Origin of the sequence: Bacillus sp. FSL R5-0712, from assembly GCF_038593285.1 — a bacterium.
In the GTDB taxonomy this organism is placed as follows: Bacteria; Bacillota; Bacilli; order Bacillales; family Bacillaceae; genus Bacillus; species Bacillus safensis.
Genome location: NZ_CP151981.1, coordinates 1 through 18628 on the forward strand (window position 1 = coordinate 1; position 18628 = coordinate 18628).

Sequence of the window (18628 nt, forward strand, 5' to 3'; positions counted from 1 at the left end):
ATGGAAAATATTTTGGATCTGTGGAATAAAGCACTTCAAAAAATAGAGACAAAATTGAGCAAACCCAGTTTTGAGACATGGATGAAATCGACAAAAGCCCATTCTCTTCAGGGAGATACGCTTACAATTACGGCACCTAATGAATTTGCTAGAGATTGGCTAGAGTCAAGATATCTTCACTTAATTGCTGATACCATCTATGAACTAACAGGTGAAGAGCTCAGCATTAAATTTATTATTCCTCAAAATCAGGATGAAGAGGAAGCCATGCCAAAGTCTCCTATCAAAAAAATGTCTAAAGAAGAGCCCGTTGACATTCCACAAAATATGCTGAATCCAAAATATACATTTGATACTTTTGTTATTGGTTCAGGCAACCGTTTTGCTCATGCCGCTTCACTTGCAGTCGCGGAAGCACCAGCAAAAGCATATAACCCGCTTTTTATTTATGGGGGCGTTGGTTTAGGAAAGACTCACTTGATGCATGCGATTGGTCATTACGTGATCGACCATAATCCATCAGCCAAAGTGGTCTATCTATCATCTGAAAAATTTACTAATGAATTTATCAACTCAATCCGAGATAACAAAGCTGTCGACTTCCGTAACCGCTATCGGAATGTAGATGTGCTTTTGATAGATGATATTCAATTTTTAGCAGGAAAAGAACAAACACAAGAAGAGTTTTTCCATACATTCAACACACTTCACGAAGAAAGTAAGCAAATCGTCATTTCTAGTGACCGGCCTCCGAAGGAAATTCCGACACTTGAAGACAGATTACGCTCTCGATTTGAATGGGGCTTAATTACAGACATTACCCCGCCAGATCTAGAAACGCGTATCGCAATCCTGCGAAAAAAAGCAAAGGCAGAAGGCTTAGACATTCCAAATGAAGTCATGCTGTACATTGCCAATCAAATCGACAGCAACATTCGTGAGCTGGAGGGTGCTTTGATTCGTGTCGTTGCTTACTCATCTTTAATTAATAAAGACATTAATGCAGATCTAGCAGCTGAGGCGCTAAAGGACATCATTCCTTCATCAAAGCCTAAGGTCATTACAATTAAAGATATTCAAAGAATTGTAGGGCAGCAATTTAATATTCGATTAGAGGATTTCAAAGCAAAGAAACGTACAAAGTCAGTTGCTTATCCAAGACAAATTGCCATGTACCTCTCTAGAGAAATGACCGATTCCTCTCTGCCTAAAATCGGAGAAGAATTTGGCGGTCGTGATCATACGACTGTCATTCATGCTCATGAGAAGATTTCGAAATTAATTGTTGAAGATGAACAGCTTCAGCAGCATGTCAAAGAGATCAAAGAACAATTAAAATAATCAAGCTGATATAATGAGTACGGGAAAATGTGAATAACTAGAGCATAGTCATACACAGTCTGTCCACATGTGGATAGGCTGTCTTTCCTTTCTTTTTCTCGACTTATCCACATATTCACAAGCCCTACTATTACTTCTACGATTTTTATTAATAAAATATATATACATGTCATTAAGAAAATTTAGGAGGACCACTATGAAATTCACGATTCAAAAAGATCGTCTTGTCCAAAGTGTCCAAGATGTATTAAAGGCCGTATCCTCTAGAACAACGATTCCTATTTTGACAGGGATTAAAATTGTTGCGTCTGATGAAGGGGTTTCTCTAACAGGAAGCGATTCTGATATCTCAATTGAATCTTTCATTCCTCAAAGAGATGGAGATTTAGAGGTTATCACCATTGATCGTCCGGGAAGTATTGTGCTTCAAGCCCGCTTTTTTAGTGAAATTGTAAAGAAACTGCCTATGTCTACTGTCGAAATTGAAGTAGAACAAAATCACCTGACTATCATCCGCTCTGGTTCAGCGGAATTTAACTTAAACGGCTTAGATGCTGAAGAATATCCGCATCTTCCACAAATTGAAGAGCATCATGCATTTCAAATTCCGACAGATCTGCTTAAAAACTTGATTCGTCAAACTGTTTTTGCAGTGTCCACCTCAGAAACACGACCTATCTTGACAGGTGTAAACTGGAAGGTTGAAAAAGGTGAATTAATATGCACAGCAACGGATAGCCACCGTCTTGCTTTAAGAAAAGCGAAGTTAGATATTAACGAGGAAAGTTCGTATAATGTCGTGATTCCAGGGAAGAGTTTAACTGAGCTAAGTAAAATTCTTGATGATGGACAAGATCTTGTGAGCATCGTCATTACAGAAACCCAAGTTCTTTTTAAAGCACAAAACGTACTGTTCTTCTCAAGGTTGCTGGATGGAAATTATCCAGATACGGCCCGTCTGATCCCGCAAGAAAGTAAAACGGATGTCGTGGTCAACACGAAAGAGTTCCTTCAAGCCATTGATCGTGCATCACTTTTGGCAAGAGAAGGACGTAATAATGTCGTGAAACTGTCAGCTGATCCTGAACAAAGCCTTGAAATCTCTTCTAATTCGCCTGAGATCGGTAAAGTGGTGGAGACGGTTCAAGCAGATGACATTAAAGGGGAAGATCTTAAAATCTCCTTCAGTCCAAAATATATGCTGGATGCGTTAAAAGTATTAGAGGGAACAGATATTCATGTAAGCTTCACTGGTGCAATGAGACCGTTCCTGCTGCGTACGCCGAATGATGATTCTATCTTGCAATTGATTCTTCCGGTAAGAACGTATTAATTCAATCTAAAATGGCTGCTGTGTGAGTGCACAGCAGCTTTTCTTCTCGTTTTCCATGCTTTCTTTCATCCCAGTTCGCTTTCCCCCTTTCCTTCTTGTCTTGTTTTTTAGTACAATTAGATATTAGTGATATTGAAAGAGGTCGATACAATGCCTAATCTTATAACCATTGAAACAGAAATGATTACATTAGGGCAGTTTTTGAAATTAGCCGAAGTCATCCAATCTGGCGGAATGGCGAAATGGTTTTTAAGTGAACATGAGGTGTTCATTAATCAAGAGCCAGATAATAGACGGGGACGCAAACTATACCCAGGAGATGTTGTCGAGATTGAAGGTTACGGCACATTTCAAGTTGTGAATTAGAAACGGGTGACAATACATGTACATTCAAAGTCTGGCGTTAACTTCATACCGAAACTATGAACACACCGAGCTTCAATTCGACAATAAGGTGAATGTCATGATCGGTGAGAATGCCCAAGGTAAAACGAACTTGATGGAAGCGATCTATGTATTGTCGATGGCAAAGTCTCATCGTACGTCAAATGATAAAGAACTTATCCGATGGGACCAAGACTATGCTAAAATAGAAGGTAGAGTCATTAAAAAAAATGGTCCACTCCCAATGCAGCTCGTGATCTCAAAAAAAGGGAAAAAGGGCAAGGTCAATCACATTGAACAACAGAAGCTCAGTCATTATGTTGGTGCGTTAAACACCATTATGTTTGCGCCAGAGGACTTAAGTCTTGTGAAGGGCAGCCCGCAAATCCGCAGAAGATTCCTCGACATGGAGATTGGACAAGTTTCTGCTGTCTACTTGCATGATTTATCGCTCTATCAAAAAATCCTCTCTCAGCGGAATCATTACTTGAAACAATTGCAGACAAGAAAGCAAACGGATCAAGCGATGCTGGAGATTTTAACAGAGCAGTTGATTGATGCGGCAGCGAAAGTGGTCAAAAGACGACTGACTTTTACGAAACAGCTCGAAAAATGGGCGCAGCCGCTGCATTTTGGGATTTCTAGAGAGCTAGAAACACTTACGCTCCAATACCAGACGGCAATAGAGGTATCAGAAGCGTCAGACTTGTCGAAAATAAAGAATAGCTATGAAGAATCGTTTCAGAAACTAAGAGAGAGAGAAATCGACCGAGGGGTGACACTGTGGGGACCTCACAGAGATGACCTGCTTTTCTTTGTGAATGGTCGGGATGTTCAGACATATGGCTCTCAAGGGCAGCAAAGAACAACAGCTCTTTCACTAAAGCTGGCAGAAATTGATCTGATACATGAAGAAATCGGAGAATATCCTATTCTTCTACTTGATGATGTGTTATCTGAACTTGATGATTACAGACAGTCTCATTTGCTCCATACCATTCAGGGACGTGTACAGACCTTCGTCACCACAACAAGTGTTGAAGGCATTGATCACGCCACCCTGAAAGAAGCGGAAATTTTCAGAGTAGCCAGTGGAAAAGTAATTGACTGATAAATGAGGTGTGAGTCTTGTATATTCATTTAGGTGATGATTGTGTTGTTTCTACACGAGAGATTGTCGCAATTGTTGATTACAAAATGAGGTCGTCTTCTGTTGTAGAAGAATTTCTACAAAAACAAGAGAAACATATCATTTCGTTATCACAAGGGACACCCAAATCCATTGTCGTCACAACTGAATCTGTTTATTACTCTCCTCTTTCCTCAAGCACGCTCAAAAAACGTGCTTCGTTTGTGGTTGAAATTGAAGTCTAAAAACTCAATTCATATAAATATATCGTTTAAGAAAAGTGTAGGTGAATGTACGTGGCAATGGAACAGCAACATAATAGTTATGATGAAAATCAGATACAGGTGCTTGAAGGATTAGAAGCTGTTAGAAAACGTCCAGGAATGTACATTGGGTCAACCAATGCAAAAGGGCTTCACCATCTTGTATGGGAAATTGTCGACAACAGTATTGATGAGGCATTAGCTGGTTATTGTACAGACATTACAGTGCAAATTGAAAAAGATAACAGCATTACAGTAAAAGATAATGGCCGCGGGATTCCTGTTGGAATTCATGAGAAAATGGGGCGTCCTGCCGTAGAGGTCATTATGACTGTTCTTCACGCTGGCGGTAAATTTGACGGCAGCGGTTATAAAGTATCAGGCGGTCTGCATGGTGTAGGGGCATCTGTTGTAAATGCATTATCTACTACCTTAGACGTGACTGTATACCGTGACGGGAAAATCCATTATCAGCAGTTCAAACGCGGCGTTCCAGTGGGAGATTTAGAGGTTATTGGTGAAACTGATGTAACCGGGACAACCACTCACTTTGTGCCAGATCCAGAAATTTTCACGGAAACCATTGAATTTGATTACGATACACTTGCTAACCGTGTTCGTGAGTTAGCCTTCTTAACAAAAGGTGTAAACATCATCATAGAAGACTTGCGTGAAGGCAAAGAGCGGAGAAATGAATACTGCTACGAAGGCGGTATTAAGAGCTATGTAGAACATTTAAACCGCTCAAAAGAAGTCGTTCATGAAGAGCCTGTGTACATCGAAGGTGAGAAAGACGGAATCACGGTTGAAGTAGCATTACAATATAACGATTCCTATACAAGCAATATCTATTCCTTCGCCAACAATATCAACACGTATGAAGGCGGAACACACGAAGCTGGTTTTAAAACCGGTCTAACGCGTGTCATCAATGACTATGCTCGTAAAAATGGCGTATTCAAAGATGGGGATGCGAATTTAAGTGGTGAAGATGTGCGAGAAGGCTTAACAGCCATTATCTCCATCAAACATCCAGACCCTCAATTCGAAGGACAAACGAAGACAAAGCTTGGGAACTCAGAAGCGAGAACCATCACAGACTCCCTTTTCTCTGAAGCACTTGAGAAATTCTTGCTTGAAAATCCTGATTCTGCGAAAAAAATTGTGGAAAAAGGACTGATGGCAGCTCGTGCAAGAATGGCTGCCAAAAAAGCTCGTGAGCTGACAAGACGTAAAAGTGCACTGGAAGTCTCCAGCTTACCTGGGAAACTGGCGGACTGTTCTTCTAAAGATCCTTCCATCTCTGAACTCTATATTGTAGAGGGAGATTCTGCGGGCGGATCTGCTAAACAAGGCCGTGATCGTCACTTCCAAGCGATCTTACCGTTAAGAGGGAAGATCCTAAACGTAGAAAAAGCTCGTTTAGATAAAATTTTATCGAACAACGAGGTTCGTTCAATGATTACAGCGTTAGGAACTGGAATCGGAGAAGACTTTACTTTAGAGAAAGCACGCTATCACAAAATTGTGATCATGACAGATGCCGATGTGGATGGAGCACACATTCGAACGCTGCTCTTAACATTCTTCTATCGCTACATGCGTGAAATCATTGAAAATGGTTATGTGTATATTGCGCAGCCGCCTTTATATAAAGTGCAGCAAGGAAAACGTGTGGAGTACGTGTATAACGATAAACAGCTGGATGAGCTGTTAAAATCACTTCCTCAAACACCAAAGCCTGGACTTCAGCGTTATAAAGGTCTTGGAGAAATGAATGCTGCTCAGCTTTGGGAAACAACAATGGACCCTGATGCGAGAACACTTCTTCAAGTCACACTTGAGGATGCGATCGATGCTGATGAGACATTTGAAATGCTGATGGGAGATAAAGTAGAACCGAGACGAAACTTTATCGAAGAAAATGCGCAATACGTGAAAAACCTTGATATTTAGATAGATCCCTCCTGAGAACAACCTTATTTCTTGTTTGGAATAAGGTTGTTTTTCAAGAAATAGGGGCGTGTAACGAATGTCCTGGTTTTCCGTGTTTTCGTTGATTTTCTAGTAAATAAATGTGTATAAAGCCGAGATTATTGATATAATGGAGAATAGTCTTGTGAAGATAAATACATATTTTACTCCCACATAATTTATTTCATGTGATACGTAAAGGGAGGTTCTTATAGTGAGTGAACAACATACACCAAATGTACGCGAAGTAAATATTAGTCAAGAAATGCGTACGTCCTTTTTAGATTATGCAATGAGTGTTATTGTTTCGCGTGCATTACCAGATGTGCGAGATGGCTTGAAGCCGGTGCATCGAAGAATTTTGTATGCGATGAATGACCTAGGTATGACAAGTGATAAACCATTTAAGAAATCTGCACGTATCGTTGGGGAAGTTATCGGTAAGTACCACCCTCACGGTGACAGCGCTGTATACGAAGCGATGGTTCGTATGGCGCAAGACTTCAACTATCGAAATATGCTGGTTGAAGGCCACGGGAACTTTGGTTCTGTCGATGGAGACGGTGCAGCGGCAATGCGTTATACTGAAGCGCGTCTATCTAAAATTTCAATGGAAATCCTGCGTGATATCACTAAGGATACGATTGATTATCAAGATAACTACGATGGCAGTGAAAGAGAACCAATCGTCATGCCTGCTCGTTTCCCGAACTTATTAGTCAACGGGGCAACAGGTATCGCTGTAGGGATGGCAACAAACATTCCGCCTCACCAGCTAGGTGAAGTGATTGATGGGGTACTGGCGATAAGTCAAAACCCAGAAATGACTACACAGGAACTAATGGAGATCATTCCAGGACCAGACTTCCCAACTGCGGGACAAATCATTGGCCGAAGCGGAATCCGCAAAGCATATGAAACAGGCCGAGGTTCTATTACATTACGTGCAAAGTCTATCATCGAAGAAACATCCAGCGGTAAGCAGCGGATTGTCATCAATGAAATTCCATATCAGGTCAATAAAGCACGTTTGATCGAAAAAATCGCTGATCTTGTGCGCGATAAAAAGATCGATGGCATTACAGATCTCCGTGACGAGTCTGATCGTAATGGAATGCGGATCGTGATTGAACTGCGAAGAGACGCGAACGCCCACGTTCTATTAAACAATCTTTATAAACAAACGACACTTCAAACGTCATTTGGGATCAACTTATTGGCACTAGTTGATGGACAGCCGAAAGTCTTGTCCCTCAAACAATGTCTTGAATATTATTTAGAGCATCAAAAAGTGATTATTCGCAGAAGAACAGCATATGAACTTCGTAAAGCCGAAGCAAGAGCTCATATTCTAGAAGGTTTAAGAATTGCCCTTGACCACTTAGATGAAGTCATTGCATTAATTAGAAGCTCTCAAACTGCTGAAATCGCGAGAAATGGCTTAATGGAGAACTATAGCTTGTCCGAAAAACAAGCACAGGCCATTCTTGATATGCGTCTTCAGCGCTTAACTGGTTTGGAAAGAGAAAAGATAGAAGAAGAATACAAAGGACTTGTTGATTTGATTGCTGAGTTGAAAGCCATTTTAGCAGACAATGAGAAAGTTCTTGAAATCATTAGAGAAGAATTAACAGAAATCAAAGAACGTTTCAATGATACGCGCCGTACTGAAATTGTGACAGCAGGTATTGAAACAATTGAAGACGAAGATTTGATTCCTGTTGAAAACATCGTGATTACGCTGACTCATAATGGTTATATCAAGCGTCTGCCTGCATCAACATACCGCAGTCAAAAAAGAGGCGGTAAAGGTGTTCAGGGCATGGGAACCAATGAGGATGATTTCGTAGAACAGCTGATTTCAACATCTACCCATGATACGATCCTCTTCTTCTCTAATAAAGGGAAGGTTTATCGTGCGAAGGGATATGAGATTCCTGAATTCGGACGGACAGCGAAAGGGATTCCGATTATTAACCTGCTTGAAGTAGAAAAGGGAGAGTGGATTAATGCCATTATTCCGGTAAGCGAATTTGATGAAGATTCGTATCTCTTCTTTACAACAAGACACGGTGTATCAAAACGAACCTCATTGTCTCAGTTTGCCAACATTCGAAACAATGGACTTATCGCATTAAGTCTTCGTGACGAAGATGAACTGATGGCTGTCCGTTTAACCAATGGAGAAAAACAAATCATCATTGGAACGAAAAAAGGTATGCTGATTCGTTTCGACGAGACAGATGTTCGTGAAATGGGGCGTACGGCAGCTGGCGTGAAAGGAATTACGCTTTCTGAAGATGACATCGTCGTTGGGATGGAAATCCTTGAGCCAGATGCAAACGTATTGATCGTCACCGAAAAAGGGTATGGTAAGTTAACACCTGAAAAAGAATACCGTGTTCAAAGTCGGGGCGGTAAAGGTCTTAAAACATGTAAAATCACTGACAACAACGGTCCGCTTGTCGCAGTGAAGGCGACGAATGCTGAAGCTGAAGAGGACTTGATGATTATTACAGGAAGCGGCGTGATCATTCGTATGGCCGTTTCAGATATTTCAACAACAGGTCGAGTCACTCAAGGTGTCCGCCTGATTCGTCTAGGTGATGATGAACATGTCGCTACAGTGGCATTAGTTGAACAATCACAAGAAGATGATGAAGAGAATAGTGAAGAAAACGTAGAAACTATAGAGTCAGATCAAGAGCAATCTGAGTAAAAATAAAGCCGGTTCTTCACCGGCTTTATTTTTTTCTAAAAAAACATGAGTTTTTTTGAAATTTATAATGCTTTTTTCATAGATATGTGTTAATCTTTCAAAGGAGCAAAAAGAGGCTCTATTTTTTATCTCTTTTACAGTGGAAACTTCTTAAAAAAATAAAATGTTTTTCAAGAAAAATGTTGACTGTTGATAGAGATATATGATATATTTAAGTGGTCGCTTTGAGAGAGTGACACACAAGTTCTTTGAAAACTAAACAAGACAAAACGTACCTGTTAATTCGAGTTTTTATAAAAAATCCTATGATACTTCATAGGTAGTCAGTCAAACTGGCGAGGCAGGAAATGATCACATGCTAAGTTCGCTACATCGTGTAGCAACGCATGTGTGATATGCATCCTGCATACCTCGGAGAGTTTGATCCTGGCTCAGGACGAACGCTGGCGGCGTGCCTAATACATGCAAGTCGAGCGGACAGAAGGGAGCTTGCTCCCGGATGTTAGCGGCGGACGGGTGAGTAACACGTGGGTAACCTGCCTGTAAGACTGGGATAACTCCGGGAAACCGGAGCTAATACCGGATAGTTCCTTGAACCGCATGGTTCAAGGATGAAAGACGGTTTCGGCTGTCACTTACAGATGGACCCGCGGCGCATTAGCTAGTTGGTGGGGTAATGGCTCACCAAGGCGACGATGCGTAGCCGACCTGAGAGGGTGATCGGCCACACTGGGACTGAGACACGGCCCAGACTCCTACGGGAGGCAGCAGTAGGGAATCTTCCGCAATGGACGAAAGTCTGACGGAGCAACGCCGCGTGAGTGATGAAGGTTTTCGGATCGTAAAGCTCTGTTGTTAGGGAAGAACAAGTGCGAGAGTAACTGCTCGCACCTTGACGGTACCTAACCAGAAAGCCACGGCTAACTACGTGCCAGCAGCCGCGGTAATACGTAGGTGGCAAGCGTTGTCCGGAATTATTGGGCGTAAAGGGCTCGCAGGCGGTTTCTTAAGTCTGATGTGAAAGCCCCCGGCTCAACCGGGGAGGGTCATTGGAAACTGGGAAACTTGAGTGCAGAAGAGGAGAGTGGAATTCCACGTGTAGCGGTGAAATGCGTAGAGATGTGGAGGAACACCAGTGGCGAAGGCGACTCTCTGGTCTGTAACTGACGCTGAGGAGCGAAAGCGTGGGGAGCGAACAGGATTAGATACCCTGGTAGTCCACGCCGTAAACGATGAGTGCTAAGTGTTAGGGGGTTTCCGCCCCTTAGTGCTGCAGCTAACGCATTAAGCACTCCGCCTGGGGAGTACGGTCGCAAGACTGAAACTCAAAGGAATTGACGGGGGCCCGCACAAGCGGTGGAGCATGTGGTTTAATTCGAAGCAACGCGAAGAACCTTACCAGGTCTTGACATCCTCTGACAACCCTAGAGATAGGGCTTTCCCTTCGGGGACAGAGTGACAGGTGGTGCATGGTTGTCGTCAGCTCGTGTCGTGAGATGTTGGGTTAAGTCCCGCAACGAGCGCAACCCTTGATCTTAGTTGCCAGCATTCAGTTGGGCACTCTAAGGTGACTGCCGGTGACAAACCGGAGGAAGGTGGGGATGACGTCAAATCATCATGCCCCTTATGACCTGGGCTACACACGTGCTACAATGGACAGAACAAAGGGCTGCAAGACCGCAAGGTTTAGCCAATCCCATAAATCTGTTCTCAGTTCGGATCGCAGTCTGCAACTCGACTGCGTGAAGCTGGAATCGCTAGTAATCGCGGATCAGCATGCCGCGGTGAATACGTTCCCGGGCCTTGTACACACCGCCCGTCACACCACGAGAGTTTGCAACACCCGAAGTCGGTGAGGTAACCTTTATGGAGCCAGCCGCCGAAGGTGGGGCAGATGATTGGGGTGAAGTCGTAACAAGGTAGCCGTATCGGAAGGTGCGGCTGGATCACCTCCTTTCTAAGGATATATGGAGCAGCGTACGTTTTCGTCTTGTTTAGTTTTGAAGGAACTTGCAAAAGATCCTACAACATCATATCTTCGATATGAAAGATGGGCCTGTAGCTCAGCTGGTTAGAGCGCACGCCTGATAAGCGTGAGGTCGGTGGTTCGAGTCCACTCAGGCCCACCATCTTCTATTAAATTGGGGCCTTAGCTCAGCTGGGAGAGCGCCTGCCTTGCACGCAGGAGGTCAGCGGTTCGATCCCGCTAGGCTCCACCAACGTGTTCTTTGAAAACTAGATAACAATAAGTAATACATTCACATTGAATGCAATGCAAAGTTCATCACACATAGTGATTCTTTCTAAAGTAAGAAATGGTTAAGTTAGAAAGGGCGCACGGTGGATGCCTTGGCACTAGGAGCCGATGAAGGACGGGACGAACACCGATATGCTTCGGGGAGCTGTAAGCAAGCTTTGATCCGGAGATTTCCGAATGGGGAAACCCACTGCTCGTAATGGAGTAGTATCCATACTTGAATACATAGAGTATGAGAAGGCATACCCGGGGAACTGAAACATCTAAGTACCCGGAGGAAGAGAAAGCAAATGCGATTCCCTGAGTAGCGGCGAGCGAAACGGGAACAGCCCAAACCAAGAGGCTTGCCTCTTGGGGTTGTAGGACACTCTATACGGAGTTACAAAGGAATGATATAAGCGAAGAGGTCTGGAAAGGCCCGCCAAAGAAGGTAACAGCCCTGTAACTGAAATGTCATTCTCTCCAGAGTGGATCCTGAGTACGGCGGAACACGTGAAATTCCGTCGGAATCCGGGAGGACCATCTCCCAAGGCTAAATACTCCCTAGTGACCGATAGTGAACCAGTACCGTGAGGGAAAGGTGAAAAGCACCCCGGAAGGGGAGTGAAATAGATCCTGAAACCGTGTGCCTACAAGTAGTCAGAGCCCGTTAACGGGTGATGGCGTGCCTTTTGTAGAATGAACCGGCGAGTTACGATCCCGTGCAAGGTTAAGCAGAAGATGCGGAGCCGCAGCGAAAGCGAGTCTGAATAGGGCGCATGAGTACGTGGTCGTAGACCCGAAACCAGGTGATCTACCCATGTCCAGGGTGAAGTTCAGGTAACACTGAATGGAGGCCCGAACCCACGCACGTTGAAAAGTGCGGGGATGAGGTGTGGGTAGGGGTGAAATGCCAATCGAACCTGGAGATAGCTGGTTCTCTCCGAAATAGCTTTAGGGCTAGCCTCAAGGTAAGAGTCTCGGAGGTAGAGCACTGATTGGACTAGGGGCCCCTACCGGGTTACCGAATTCAGTCAAACTCCGAATGCCGATGACTTATCCTTGGGAGTCAGACTGCGAGTGATAAGATCCGTAGTCGAAAGGGAAACAGCCCAGACCGCCAGCTAAGGTCCCAAAGTATACGTTAAGTGGAAAAGGATGTGGAGTTGCTTAGACAACCAGGATGTTGGCTTAGAAGCAGCCACCATTTAAAGAGTGCGTAATAGCTCACTGGTCGAGTGACTCTGCGCCGAAAATGTACCGGGGCTAAACGTATCACCGAAGCTGCGGACTGTTCTTACGAACAGTGGTAGGAGAGCGTTCTAAGGGCTGTGAAGCCAGACCGGAAGGACTGGTGGAGCGCTTAGAAGTGAGAATGCCGGTATGAGTAGCGAAAGACGGGTGAGAATCCCGTCCACCGAATGCCTAAGGTTTCCTGAGGAAGGCTCGTCCGCTCAGGGTTAGTCGGGACCTAAGCCGAGGCCGAAAGGCGTAGGCGATGGACAACAGGTTGATATTCCTGTACCACCTCCTCACCATTTGAGCAATGGGGGGACGCAGGAGGATAGGGTAAGCGCGGTATTGGATATCCGCGTCCAAGCAGTTAGGCTGGGAAATAGGCAAATCCGTTTCCCGTAAAGGCTGAGCTGTGATGGCGAGCGAAATTTAGTAGCGAAGTTCCTGATTCCACACTGCCAAGAAAAGCCTCTAGCGAGGTGAGAGGTGCCCGTACCGCAAACCGACACAGGTAGGCGAGGAGAGAATCCTAAGGTGATCGAGAGAACTCTCGTTAAGGAACTCGGCAAAATGACCCCGTAACTTCGGGAGAAGGGGTGCTTCTTAGGGTGTTAAAGCCCCGAGAAGCCGCAGTGAATAGGCCCAGGCGACTGTTTAGCAAAAACACAGGTCTCTGCGAAGCCGTAAGGCGAAGTATAGGGGCTGACGCCTGCCCGGTGCTGGAAGGTTAAGAGGAGCGCTTAGCGTAAGCGAAGGTGCGAATTGAAGCCCCAGTAAACGGCGGCCGTAACTATAACGGTCCTAAGGTAGCGAAATTCCTTGTCGGGTAAGTTCCGACCCGCACGAAAGGCGCAACGATCTGGGCACTGTCTCAACGAGAGACTCGGTGAAATTATAGTACCTGTGAAGATGCAGGTTACCCGCGACAGGACGGAAAGACCCCGTGGAGCTTTACTGCAGCCTGATATTGAATGTTGGTACAGCTTGTACAGGATAGGTAGGAGCCTTGGAAACCGGAGCGCTAGCTTCGGTGGAGGCATCGGTGGGATACTACCCTGGCTGTATTGACCTTCTAACCCGCTGCCCTTATCGGGCAGGGAGACAGTGTCAGGTGGGCAGTTTGACTGGGGCGGTCGCCTCCTAAAATGTAACGGAGGCGCCCAAAGGTTCCCTCAGAATGGTTGGAAATCATTCGCAGAGTGTAAAGGCACAAGGGAGCTTGACTGCGAGACCTACAAGTCGAGCAGGGACGAAAGTCGGGCTTAGTGATCCGGTGGTTCCGCATGGAAGGGCCATCGCTCAACGGATAAAAGCTACCCCGGGGATAACAGGCTTATCTCCCCCAAGAGTCCACATCGACGGGGAGGTTTGGCACCTCGATGTCGGCTCATCGCATCCTGGGGCTGTAGTCGGTCCCAAGGGTTGGGCTGTTCGCCCATTAAAGCGGTACGCGAGCTGGGTTCAGAACGTCGTGAGACAGTTCGGTCCCTATCCGTCGCGGGCGCAGGAAATTTGAGAGGAGCTGTCCTTAGTACGAGAGGACCGGGATGGACGCACCGCTGGTGTACCAGTTGTTCTGCCAAGGGCATCGCTGGGTAGCTATGTGCGGACGGGATAAGTGCTGAAAGCATCTAAGCATGAAGCCCCCCTCAAGATGAGATTTCCCATTCCGCAAGGAAGTAAGATCCCTGAAAGATGATCAGGTTGATAGGTCTGAGGTGGAAGCGTGGTGACACGTGGAGCTGACAGATACTAATAGATCGAGGACTTAACCTATATTCTATTGTGAAGCATGAACATTGTTATCTAGTTTTGAGAGAACATTCTCTCCATCAGGTTTGGTGGCGATAGCGAAGAGGTCACACCCGTTCCCATACCGAACACGGAAGTTAAGCTCTTCAGCGCCGATGGTAGTTGGGGGTTTCCCCCTGTGAGAGTAGGACGCCGCCAAGCTTCTATAAGGATCAGTTCCAGTCGGAACTGGTCTTTTTTGTTTTTTCTTCTAACAGCATCATGATGTAAGCTGGGAACTTCTCTTCTGCAATCTCCATGTAGCGTTCAATCATGACGTAATCATCGCTAATGTATTGAGACAGCAGCTCGTACCACCATTCTGTTTCGTAGCGGGCAATCATACTAAGGTTATACATCAATAAGTAATGGCTGATGATCTCAGGAATCCCTAGAAAAGCATCTCGTGTTGACGGGATAAACCATTGATCCATTTCTAAATCATAATGAAGATGAGTAGCAAGTGCTGGGTTTTCTTCAAGAAATACATCAAACGTCAGTTTTTTAGCCTCTCTCTGTTTGAGTTTCCAGCTTGTATGAAACTCAAAGTATTCAATAAAGCGTTCAGCAGACATGTTATAAAGTAATGGAATATGATCTTGAATTATCAATCCATTAGCCTTTTCTACTTTAACTAAAGTCGAGGGCTGCTTCTGAAACTCCAGAATATGACTCATTTCAGGTATTTTAGACAGGAGATGGATCATCGTAAAACGCTCATCTTCAAGACCATTTAATTGAAATAGATGCTTTAACACATGCATACACAGCCCATTTCTTTGGATTTTCACTTCATCTTCACTAAAACGGTAATGCTGTTTCTTTCTCTTCCTTGATGTTACGCCATGAGCTAAAACAGAAGTTTGAGAAGGATAATGGGGATCAACTGTCAGCAAACATGCTTTTAGCAGCTGTGCCATTCCATAAAACAATAAAATGGGTTTAAGTTCTAGAGGCGCGATCGCAGCCTGTTCATAAAACGTGTGGCCATGTTTTAGAAAGTAAATAAATCGTTCACAGTTTTTATAGGCTTGCTGGTTTGCATCTTGAATGTTCCGTTTCTCATATTGTTGAAATAGAAACTTTTGGGAGGTTTCGAGCGAGTAAAAACGTTTTAAATCCTTCCATCCTGAACTTTTCATCTTCTTCCTCAACTCTCTTTATATTTTCTAAAAATTGCAACTGTTTGTTGCTTCCTTGACATGCTGTTTGCTAGTTGATAATCTACATATAATATTTTGCCGAAAAGAGGGGGATTTACTAATGTGGGAAAGTAAATTTTCAAAAGAAGGTTTGACGTTTGACGATGTTTTGCTTGTTCCAGCAAAGTCTGAAGTACTTCCGCGTGATGTCGATTTATCAGTGGAGCTAACAAGCACATTAAAGCTAAACATTCCAATTATCAGTGCGGGAATGGACACAGTGACGGAATCACAAATGGCGATTGCAATGGCACGTCAAGGTGGTCTTGGTATTATTCATAAGAACATGTCCATTGAACAGCAAGCAGAACAGGTGGATAAAGTAAAACGTTCAGAGCGCGGCGTTATTACAAATCCATTCTTCTTAACACCAGAGCATCAAGTATTTGATGCAGAGCATTTGATGGGTAAATACCGTATTTCAGGTGTGCCGATTGTCAACAACGAACAAGACCAAAAGCTTGTTGGTATTATTACGAACCGTGACCTTCGTTTTATTTCGGATTATTCAATGAAGATTAGCGACGTGATGACAAAAGAGGAACTTGTGACAGCTTCTGTTGGTACAACATTAGAAGAAGCTGAAAAAATCCTACAGCAGTACAAGATTGAAAAATTACCTCTTTTAGATGACGAAGGAACGTTAAAAGGTCTTATCACAATCAAAGATATTGAAAAAGTGATTGAATTCCCTAACTCCTCTAAAGATGCACATGGCCGTTTAATTGTTGGTGCCGCTGTTGGTGTCACTGGCGATACAATGACACGTGTGAAAAAATTAGTCGAAGCCAATGTAGATGTCATTGTTATTGATACAGCACACGGTCATTCTCAAGGTGTTCTAAACACTGTATCGAAAATCCGTGAAACGTATCCTTCTCTTAACATCATTGCTGGTAATGTTGCAACAGCTGAAGCAACAAAAGCATTGTTTGAAGCAGGAGCAGATATTGTGAAAGTCGGTATCGGACCAGGATCTATTTGTACAACACGTGTTGTTGCAGGTGTCGGTGTACCACAAATCACAGCGATCTATGACTGTGCAACAGAAGCAAGAAAACATGGTAAAGCTATTATTGCAGATGGTGGAATTAAATATTCAGGTGATATCGTGAAAGCATTAGCATCTGGCGGACATGCTGTTATGCTGGGAAGCCTTCTAGCTGGTACATCTGAAAGCCCAGGAGAAACAGAAATTTTCCAAGGTAGACGATTCAAAGTTTATCGTGGTATGGGTTCTGTCGCTGCAATGGAAAAGGGAAGTAAAGATCGTTACTTCCAAGAAGATAATAAAAAATTCGTTCCTGAAGGTATTGAAGGCCGTACACCATACAAAGGGCCAGTCGTTGATACAGTGTATCAATTAGTTGGCGGTATTCGTTCTGGTATGGGTTATTGTGGAACACAGGATTTACGCACTCTTAGAGAAGAAGCACAGTTTATTCGTATGACGGGTGCAGGACTTCGTGAGAGTCATCCACATGATGTACAAATTACAAAAGAATCACCAAACTACACAATTTCTTGATAAATTGTGACAATCAAATTACATTTGACAGGGTCTATGACTCTGTCTATTTTTTTTGTCTTTATTGTGATAAAATTTATACTGTTGTGTTGAGATAAGCCCTTGTGGATTACATATATATGAAAAACGTCGAAAAAAGATGAATACGGAGGTATGACGATTGAACAGCAAGATGTTGAAACAGCTTATGGTCTCTATCCTTGCATTGGCATTGATTGTTACAGCATTTACACCAATGTCCAAAGCAAAAGCGGCTGAAGATCCATTCAGTGTGAATGCGAAAGCAGCGATCCTTATTGAAGCTTCTACAGGTAAAATTCTTTATAGTAAAAACGCAGATCAAAGACTGCCTATTGCAAGTATGGCAAAAATGATGACAGAGTATCTATTACTAGAGGCAATTGCTGAAGGAAAAGTGAAATGGGATCAAAAGTATACGCCAGATGATTATGTATACGAAATTTCTCAGGACCGCAGCTTATCCAACGTTCCTTTGAGAAAAGATGGTTCGTATACAGTAAAAGAACTTTATCAAGCAACGGCTATTTATTCGGCAAATGCAGCAGCGATTGGTTTAGCAGAAGTGATCGCTGGATCAGAATCAAAGTTTGTTGAAAAAATGAACGCAAAAGCAAAAGAACTTGGTTTAACAAACTACAAATTCGTGAATGCAACTGGTCTAGAAAATAAAGACTTACATGGCCAACAGCCAAAAGGTACAGGTCCTGATGAAGAAAGTGAAGTATCTGCAAAAGATATGGCTTTGCTTGCACAGCATCTCATCAAAGACCATCCAGAAATTCTTGAAACAGCAAGTATTGCGAAAACAAAGTTCAGAGAAGGCACGGACGATGAAATGGACATGCCTAACTGGAACTTCATGCTTAAAGGACTTGTGAAGGAATATAAAGGTGTTGACGGTCTGAAAACAGGATCTACAGATTCAGCCGGTTCTAGCTTCACAGGTACAGCAAAACAAGGTGACATGCGTGTCATCGCAGTTATCTTGAATGCAAAAGGTAATCTTCATACAGCACGTTTCGACGTGGCAAAAAAACTGTTCGACTATGCGTTTAAAAACTTCACGATGAAAGAAATGTACAAAAAAGGTCAACAAATCAAAGGACATGAAAACATCGAAGTGGATAAAGGCAAAGATAAAGAAGTACCTGTTGTGACGAAAGAAGCATTTTCCGTGCCAGTAAAAAATGGTGACGAAAAGAGCTATAAAGCAAAAGTAAATATCGAGAAAAAGAACCTAGAAGCTCCTATTAAAAAAGGAACGAAAGTTGGCATGCTGACGACTTCTTATTCTGGTGATGAGAAGGACTACGGCTATTTAAATAAAGACCAATCAGGTGTTGAGCTTGTGACGAAAACAGGCGATGAAAAAGCAAACTGGTTCATCCTTGCAATGCGCGGTGTAGGTGGATTCTTCGCTGGCATTTGGGGCGGAATCGTGGACACAGTAAAAGGCTGGTTCTAATAAAAA

General features: G+C 43.6%; 10 protein-coding genes, 2 tRNA genes and 3 rRNA genes. 14 read left to right on the forward strand and 1 reads right to left on the reverse strand.

The features are described from left to right. From dnaA to rrf, 12 genes are all read left to right on the forward strand, one after another. Positions 1-1341: a chromosomal replication initiator protein DnaA gene (dnaA, locus tag NSU11_RS00005; RefSeq protein WP_024424073.1), complete on the forward strand. Its 1341-nt coding sequence runs from the start codon at positions 1-3 to the stop codon at positions 1339-1341. 196 nt (positions 1342-1537) lie between these two features. After that, a complete protein-coding gene (gene dnaN / locus NSU11_RS00010; RefSeq protein ID WP_024424074.1) occupies positions 1538-2674 on the forward strand; it encodes a DNA polymerase III subunit beta in 1137 nt (378 codons plus the stop codon). 150 nt (positions 2675-2824) lie between these two features. Then, a complete protein-coding gene (gene yaaA, locus NSU11_RS00015) occupies positions 2825-3040 on the forward strand; it encodes a S4 domain-containing protein YaaA (RefSeq protein ID WP_008360916.1) in 216 nt (71 codons plus the stop codon). A 16-nt stretch (positions 3041-3056) separates the two neighbouring features. After that, positions 3057-4169, forward strand: coding sequence for a DNA replication/repair protein RecF (gene recF / locus NSU11_RS00020; RefSeq protein WP_024424075.1), 1113 nt, complete (start codon positions 3057-3059; stop codon positions 4167-4169). A gap of 17 nt (positions 4170-4186) precedes the next feature. Then, on the forward strand, positions 4187-4432 hold the full coding sequence (locus tag NSU11_RS00025; protein WP_056766786.1) for an extracellular matrix/biofilm biosynthesis regulator RemA family protein: 246 nt from the start codon (positions 4187-4189) through the stop codon (positions 4430-4432). A 57-nt stretch (positions 4433-4489) separates the two neighbouring features. Then, complete coding sequence (gene gyrB / locus NSU11_RS00030; RefSeq protein WP_024424077.1) at positions 4490-6406, forward strand: DNA topoisomerase (ATP-hydrolyzing) subunit B; 1917 nt, start codon at positions 4490-4492, stop codon at positions 6404-6406. Positions 6407-6638: 232 nt separating this feature from the next. Further along, entirely contained in the window at positions 6639-9143 is a 2505-nt protein-coding gene (gene gyrA / locus NSU11_RS00035; protein ID WP_024424078.1) for a DNA gyrase subunit A, read from the forward strand. Between the two features lie 408 nt (positions 9144-9551). Then, positions 9552-11100: ribosomal RNA gene (locus tag NSU11_RS00040) — 16S ribosomal RNA — on the forward strand. Positions 11101-11195: 95 nt separating this feature from the next. Further along, a tRNA-Ile gene (locus tag NSU11_RS00045) sits at positions 11196-11272 on the forward strand. 14 nt (positions 11273-11286) lie between these two features. After that, positions 11287-11362 (forward strand) — tRNA-Ala (locus NSU11_RS00050). 98 nt (positions 11363-11460) lie between these two features. Next, positions 11461-14391, forward strand: a 23S ribosomal RNA gene (locus tag NSU11_RS00055). Positions 14392-14452: 61 nt separating this feature from the next. Further along, positions 14453-14568: ribosomal RNA gene (gene rrf, locus NSU11_RS00060) — 5S ribosomal RNA — on the forward strand. Together the 16S, 23S and 5S rRNA genes with 2 tRNA genes alongside form the textbook arrangement of a ribosomal RNA operon. 11 nt (positions 14569-14579) lie before the next feature. Here the strand turns inward: rrf and NSU11_RS00065 are convergent. Then, complete coding sequence (locus NSU11_RS00065; protein ID WP_103132793.1) at positions 14580-15548, reverse strand: YaaC family protein; 969 nt, start codon at positions 15546-15548, stop codon at positions 14580-14582. Positions 15549-15669: 121 nt separating this feature from the next. Here NSU11_RS00065 and guaB point away from each other — a divergent pair, with 121 nt between their 5' ends. Together guaB and NSU11_RS00075 are read left to right on the forward strand one after the other, a co-directional pair. Further along, on the forward strand, positions 15670-17136 hold the full coding sequence (guaB, locus tag NSU11_RS00070; RefSeq protein WP_024426749.1) for an IMP dehydrogenase: 1467 nt from the start codon (positions 15670-15672) through the stop codon (positions 17134-17136). A 160-nt stretch (positions 17137-17296) separates the two neighbouring features. After that, positions 17297-18622 carry a D-alanyl-D-alanine carboxypeptidase family protein gene (locus NSU11_RS00075; RefSeq protein ID WP_024425754.1) on the forward strand — a complete coding sequence of 442 codons (1326 nt, stop codon included), beginning with the start codon at positions 17297-17299 and terminating at the stop codon, positions 18620-18622. Positions 18623-18628 lie beyond the last annotated feature (6 nt).